This window comes from Variovorax sp. 20P10.2.4, from assembly GCF_058244205.1.
This window is the reverse complement of sequence record NZ_JBZAYE010000502.1, coordinates 1-5,512: the sequence shown is the minus strand read 5'-3', so window position 1 is coordinate 5,512 and position 5,512 is coordinate 1. Positions and strand designations below refer to the sequence as shown.

The 5,512-nt window shown below is 71.7% G+C and carries 5 protein-coding genes; 4 read left to right on the top strand and 1 reads right to left on the bottom strand.

Going from position 1 to position 5,512, the window contains the following annotated elements; all coding sequences use genetic code 11:
* The first annotated feature begins 360 nt into the window (after nt 1-360).
* Nucleotides 361-1,041 (top strand): response regulator transcription factor, encoded by a 681-nt coding sequence (locus AC27VN_RS31375; RefSeq protein ID WP_093350872.1) that lies wholly within the window; start codon nt 361-363, stop codon nt 1,039-1,041.
* Between the two features lie 36 nt (nt 1,042-1,077).
* On the opposite strand, the gene AC27VN_RS31370 is transcribed toward AC27VN_RS31375, so the two are convergent.
* Nucleotides 1,078-2,889, bottom strand: coding sequence for an acyclic terpene utilization AtuA family protein (locus AC27VN_RS31370; RefSeq protein WP_490879085.1), 1,812 nt, complete (start codon nt 2,887-2,889; stop codon nt 1,078-1,080).
* Between the two features lie 164 nt (nt 2,890-3,053).
* Here AC27VN_RS31370 and AC27VN_RS31365 point away from each other — a divergent pair, with 164 nt between their 5' ends.
* The 3 genes from AC27VN_RS31365 to AC27VN_RS31355 form a co-directional block, all read left to right on the top strand.
* Entirely contained in the window at nt 3,054-4,229 is a 1,176-nt protein-coding gene (locus tag AC27VN_RS31365; protein ID WP_490879084.1) for an acyl-CoA dehydrogenase family protein, read from the top strand.
* A gap of 24 nt (nt 4,230-4,253) precedes the next feature.
* The gene (locus AC27VN_RS31360; RefSeq protein ID WP_490879083.1) at nt 4,254-5,087 is read left to right on the top strand and encodes a TIGR03084 family metal-binding protein; all 834 of its coding nucleotides are present in this window, start codon (nt 4,254-4,256) and stop codon (nt 5,085-5,087) included.
* A partial coding sequence (locus AC27VN_RS31355) for a hypothetical protein (RefSeq protein WP_490879082.1) occupies nt 5,084-5,512 on the top strand: 429 nt, incomplete at its 3' end. The genes AC27VN_RS31360 and AC27VN_RS31355, both read left to right, overlap by 4 nt.

The following is a 5,512-nucleotide window of genomic DNA, read 5'->3' as shown; positions in this document are numbered from 1 at the left end:
CATCGAGCGCGAGCCCGAACGAGACGAAGGCCGAATAGCAGTCGATCAGGCGGGCCATGAAGACACGCGCGCCGGCTCAGGCCGCGGCGAGGCGCGCAGGCAGCGCCGGGCGCCGCACGAGAGATGCCCTGCACCGGCGCCTGCTTCGTTGGCACATGCCCATGTCTCGCTTCCTTCGGGTTGGCGATCATTCTTCTCAGCGGCCCCGGGGGGCGCCATATCGCTTGGGGCCTATGCCGTTCGTGGAGCGCGCCAGCCTTGCTGCGCGGGGCATTCGCCGGTATCGTCGGCGGTCGCTGAGTCAATGCACGCTGGGGCGAGCTTCGTGACCCCTTCTCAAGCGTTGAAAGGCCTTAAGTCATGAAAATTCTGATCGCCGACGACCACCGGCTTGTCATCGAAGCGGTCAAGGCCAAGTTGTCCGAGCTGGAGCCCGGCATCGAGTTCGTGCTGGTCATGAGCGTCGACGAGCTGCTCGCCGGTGCCACCGACGACCTCGACCTGGCATTGATCGACCTCAACATGCCCGGCGCCGACGGGCAGGCCCACATCGACGAGATCCGCCGCCGCCATCCGGCCGTGCCGGTGATCGTGCTGTCGGGCTACGAGGACCCGGCCATCATGCGCGCCGCCCTCGAGCGCGGCGTGCTCGGCTTCATTCCCAAGGCCTATTCGCCCGAGGTCATGCTGTCGGCCGTGCGGCTGGTGCTGGCCGGCGGCGTCTACGTGCCGCCGATGATGCTGACCGCGCTGCCGCCCGGCATCGTGGCCGGCGTGGCGCCGCAGCCCGGCGCCGACACCGCGCGCGCGCCGGCCTCCTCGCAGACGCTCGAGCACCTGCGCAACGTGCTGACCGAACGGCAGGTCGAGGTGCTGCAGCTGCTGTCGCAGGGCAAGCCCAACAAGCTGATCGGCCGCAGCCTCGGCATCAGCGAGGGCACGGTCAAGATCCACCTCGCGGCGATCTTCCGCGCGCTCAACGTGCGCAACCGCACCGAGGCGGTGGTGGCGGCGCAGGCCTTGACCGAAGCGCAGGCCTGACCCAGGCCCGAGACCGTTCGGGCCGCCCCTCTCGTTTCAGCGCCGTTGCGCCGCCTGCGCCACCGCGCGCGGCACCTTCACCCGCATGTCGAGCAGCATCTGCCCCATGCCCTTGCCCAGCGGGTCCATGCGCATCGACGAGGGCCCGCCGCCGTCGAGCGCCCCGTGCAGCAGCAGGTTCATCGCCGCGATGCCCGGCAGGTAAAAGCGCTCGACCTTGCCGTGCACCAGGTGCGCGAAGTAGGCGCCCACCGCCTCGGGCGTGACGCGCGACCACAGCAGCGGCAGCCACTCGGGCCGGCGCGCCACCAGGCCGATGTTCGAGAGGTCGCCCTTGTCGCCGCTGCGGGCCCAGGCCAGGTCGATGAGCCGCAGCTCGACCTGTTCGCCGCCGTCGTCGGCGAAGGGCGGCGGTTCCGCCATCGGCGGCGCGGCACCATCGCCCGCGTCCGGCGGGATCGCCACGGCCTGCCGCTCGCCGTCGATCGCGAACGACACCGGCACCTGGTCCTTGGCGAGCAGGAACGCGAAGGGCTTGACCAGCGGCGACACCGAGGGCCGGCCGCCGCCGGGCCCCGTGGTGCCCGGCGACCACGAGGTGCCCGCGGGCGCGATCTCGCGCGCGAAGATCTCGAGTGCGGCCTTCTGCGGATGGTCGACCGCCACGCGCATCATCGCCTCGCGCACGCCGTGGGTGCGCGTATGCGGACCGTAGAGCGTCTCGGCGCCGATCGCCTCGATGTGGCTGCGCGTGAAGGGCGGCAGGCCCAGGCGCGCGAGGATGCCGCCGGTGCGCTCGAGGATCGCCTCGGCCGTGCGCCGCGCCTTGCGCTCGGCGTCGATGCCCACGATCACCAGGCTGCCCGCGCAGCGGAAGCCGTCGAGCTGCGTGGCCGAGACCTTGTAGGCCGGGGTCGGCGCGCGGCCGCGCGCGGGGCCCACGCGCACGCGGTCGGGGCCCTCCTGCTCGATCGTCACGGCGCGGAAATCGCAGCTCACGTCGGGCAGCAGGTAGGCGCCGGGGTCGCCGATCTCGTAGAGCAGCTGCTCGGCCACCGCGGCGCGGATCACCTTGCCGCCCGTGCCCTCGGGCTTGGTCACGACGAAGCTGCCGTCGGCCTGGCATTCGACGATCGGGTAGCCGATGTTCGCCCAGTCGGGGATGTCTTCCCAGTCGGTGTGCAGGCCGCCCGTGGCCTGGCAGCCGCATTCGATGATGTGGCCCGCGAGGCTGCCCGAGGCCAGCCGGTCGAAGTCGCCGGGCTGCCAGCCGAACTCGTGCATCAGCGGCCCGAGCGTGACCGCGCTGTCGACGCAGCGGCCCGTGATCACCACGTCGGCGCCCGCGGCCAGCGCGGCGGCGATCGGCAGCGCGCCCAGGTAGGCGTTGGCGCTCAGCACCTTCTCGGGCAGGGCCTCGCCCGTGAACATGTCGCGCGTGTCCGCGGCACGCAGTTCGGCCATGCGCGCGCCGAGGTCGTCGCCCTCGACCACCGCGATGCGCAGCGGCACGCCCTGGGCCTCGGCCAGCGCGCGCAGGGCGGCGGCGCAGCCCTGCGGATGGATGCCGCCCGCGTTGCTCACCACCTTGATGCCCTGGCGCTTGATCTCGGCGAGCACCGGCTTCATCGCGATCTCGACGAAGTCGGTGGCGTAGCCGAGCTCGGGCTTCTTCGCGCGCGCCGCGGCCAGGATCGCCATCGTGGTCTCGGCCAGGTAGTCGAACACCAGGTAGTCGAGCCGCCCGTGCTGCACGAGCTGCGGCGCCGCCACCATGCTGTCGCCCCAGAAGCCCGAGGCGCCGCCGATGCGGACGGTCTTGGTCGGTGCGGCGGTGGATGAAGGCATGGTCTTCCTCGGGTGGCGGATGGAAGGTCCAGCTTAGCGGCGCGCGCGTGGCGCGGCTTGCGTCGAGTCGCTGCACCTCGCGCCGCCTCGCATCGCCGGGCGCAGCCTGTTGGCGCAAGACCGGCGGGGCGCCCGCCGCTAGCCTCGTGCGCCAAGGAGACACCATGGAATTCCTGGACGCCCCACCGCTGCCCTTCTACTTCTCCGCCGAGCACGAAGCCTTCCGTGCCGGCCTGCGCGCCTTCGTGGCACGCGAGATCGCACCCTTCGTGACCGAATGGGACGAGGCCGAGACCTTCCCGCGCGAGCTCTACCGGCGCGCGGCCGGGCTCGGCGTGCTGGGCCTGGGCTATCCCGAGGCGCTGGGCGGCACGCCGGCCGACCTGTTTTATCAATTGATCGTGGCCGAGGAATTCGCGCGCTGCGGCGCGGGCGGCGTGCAGGCCTCGCTGAACTCGCACAGCATCGCGCTGCCGCCGATCCTCAAGGCCGGCAGCGAGGACCTGAAGCAGCGCGTGATCCCGCCGGTGCTGGCCGGCGAGAAGATCGCCGCGCTCGCGATCACCGAGCCCTCGGGCGGTTCCGACGTCGCGGCGCTTCGGACCACCGCGGTGCGCGATGGCGACCACTACGTGGTGAACGGCGAGAAGACCTTCATCACCTCGGGCGTGCGCGCCGACTTCATCACGACCGCCGTGCGCACCGATCCCGCGAACAAGGGCGCGGGCGGCATCTCGCTGCTGGTGATCGAGGGCGACACGCCGGGGCTCGCGCGCACCTCGCTCAAGAAGATGGGCTGGTGGAGCTCCGACACCGCGCACCTGCGCTTCGAGAACTGCCGCGTGCCCGCGCGCAACCTGGTGGGCACGGAGAACCAGGGCTTCAAGCTGGTGATGAACAACTTCAACGGCGAGCGCCTCCTGATGTCGGCGCTGGCCTGCGGCTTCGCCGAGGTCTGCCTCGAGGAGGCGGTGGACTGGGCGCGGCAGCGCGTCACCTTCGGCGTGCCGCTGGCCGAGCGCCAGGTGGTGCGCCACAAGCTCATGGACATGACCCTGCGCGTGGATGCCGCGCGCACCCTGGTCTACGACCTGGCCTACCGCATCGAGCACGGCCTGGCCGATCCGGCGAAACTCGTGGCGCGCGTGTGCCTCGCGAAGGTGCAGGCGACCCAGGCCATGCAGTTCTGCGCCGACCAGGCGGTGCAGTTGCTGGGCGGCATGGGCTTCATGCGCGGCACGCGCAGCGAACGCATCTACCGCGAGGTCAAGGTGATGATGATCGGCGGCGGATCGGAAGAGATCATGAAGGACCTGGCGGCCCGGCAGCTCGGGCTCTGAAGAACGAGAAGGACAACGCCCACGATGAACGATTCGACGAACGGCCCCAACGCCGAGACCGCGCGCGACCTGCGCGACGAGTACGCCGAGCTCGCCGCGCTGTGCGCCACGCTCACGCCCGAGCAGTGGCGCGCGCCCAGCGTGTTCTACGGCTGGTCGCCCTGGGACGAGATTGCCCACCTGTGCTTCTTCGACGAGACCTCGATGCTCGCGCTGAACGACCCCGCGGCCTTCGTGCGCGATGCCGCGGCGCTCAACGCGCAGTTCGCGCAGGGCCGCGAGATCAGCTCGCTGGCGCGCGAGAAGTACGGCTCGCTCGACGGCCCCGCGATGCTCGCGCTGTGGCAGCCGATCTCGATGCAGCTGGCCGACGCGCTCGCGGCGCTCGACCCGAAGGCGCGGCTGCCCTGGTACGGGCCGATGATGAGCGCGCGCTCGTTCGCGACCGCGCGGCTGATGGAGACCTGGGCCCATGGCCAGGACATCTGGGACCTGATGCGCCGGCGCCGGCCGGCCAACGAGCGGCTGCGCCACATCGCGCACATCGGCGCCACCACCTTCGGCTGGACCTTCGTCAATCGCCAGCTGCCGGTGCCCGAGCCCGCGCCCTACATCGAGCTCGACGCGCCCGGCGGCCAGACCTGGCGCTGGGGCGATCCGGCCTCGGCGGAATCGGTGCGCGGCGATGCGCTCGACTTCTGCCTGGTCGTGACCCAGCGCCGCCACCTCGCCGACACCGCGCTGCACTGCACGCCGGGCAGCGCGACGCAGTGGCTGTCGATCGCCCAGTGCTTTGCTGGGCCGCCGGCCGATCCGCCGGCGCCGGGCGTGCGCGCGGTGGTCCACGACGCGGAATGAGCGCCGGGCAGCCGCTGTCGCTGGCGCTGCGCGAGGCGATCGAACCGGCGCTCGCGCGGCTGCGCGCGGGCAGCGCCGAGGGCTGCCTGTCGGACCTGACGTTCTCGAACCTCTGGCTGTTCCGCGAGGCCCACGACTACCGCTACATCGGGCCCGAAGACGACGGCTGGCCGCGCATTTCGGGCCGCACCTACGACGGCACGCGCCACCTGGTCCCGCTGTTCGCGTTGCCGCAGGCGCCACCCGAGGCCCTGGCCGCGATGCTCGAAGACCACGACTGCTTCTATCCGCTGTCGCGGCGCGACGTCGAAGGCCTGAGCGCCGACCGCTTCGCGCTGAGCGCCTCGCCCGACGACGCCGACTACCTCTACGACGCCAGCCGCTTCGCCGACTACGCCGGCCGCGCGCTGGCCTGGAAGCGCAGC